The 885-nt window shown below is 44.1% G+C and carries 1 protein-coding gene and 1 pseudogene; both read right to left on the bottom strand.

The genetic code is table 11. The features are described 5' to 3' along the window. On the bottom strand, positions 1 to 423 hold a 423-nt coding region (locus FE782_RS33480; RefSeq protein WP_138198430.1), incomplete at its 3' end, for an OmpA family protein. Positions 424 to 449: 26 nt separating this feature from the next. Beyond that, a pseudogene (locus FE782_RS33475) lies at positions 450 to 885 on the bottom strand (PD40 domain-containing protein); the annotation flags it as partial.

Genomic DNA, 885 nt, shown 5'->3' with positions numbered 1-885 from the left:
GTCAGCTTCAGTGTGACCTAACACAGCCGGTTTTTCTTCACCGTAAGAAACAGTTGAAACTTGGTTAGCACCTTTAGTTGCTAAGTAGTTTTTAACTGCGTCTGCACGACGTTGACCTAATGCGATGTTGTACTCTGGAGTACCACGTTCGTCAGCGTGACCAGCAACAGTTACTTTACCGTTTGCAGATGTTAAGTATGCAGCGTGTGCATCTAAAAGTTGTTGGTACTCACCTTCAACTGCGTAGCTATCGAAACCGAAGTACACAGTGTTGTAACGAGTTTGTAAGTCTTCAGCAGTCATACCGCCGAATTGACCTGCGTTTGCGTTAGCATTTGCGTTAGCATTGTCTGATGAGCTGCTGCAAGCTGCTAATACGAATGCTGGTGCCGCAATCATCAATACTTTAGCTAGTTTTTTCATTTGTTGCTCCTAAAAAGAATTTTATTTTATTTAGTCAAATACGGTGACCAAGCAGGAAACTTAAATTGTCCACCTGCTCCCGGCAAGTTAGCTTTGAAACGGCCATCTGCGGACACCAATTGTAGCACTTTGCTCGTACCTTTGGTAGAGCTATAAATAACCATAATACCATTTGGCGAAATACTTGGACTTTCATCTAAGAACGTTGAACTCAATACTTCCGTGCCACCCGAAGCGAGATCGCGTTTTACTACTTTATCACCGGCAATCATGATTAAATTCTTACCATCAGACGATACTTTAGCGTTATAGCTACCGCTACCGCCCATAGGGCTTGCTCCGCCGCCTGATGAACCCATTCTATATACTTGCGGAGAACCTGCACGATCCGAAGTGAAGTAAATCGTACTTCCGTCCGGAGACCAACTCGGTTCGGTATTATTACCCGCATTTGCAGTTAAT

This window comes from Paenibacillus antri (genome assembly GCF_005765165.1).
Classification (GTDB): domain Bacteria; phylum Bacillota; class Bacilli; order Paenibacillales; family YIM-B00363; genus Paenibacillus_AE; species Paenibacillus_AE antri.
Note: the sequence above shows the minus strand (reverse complement) of the source record. Positions and strands in the feature narration are given on the sequence as shown.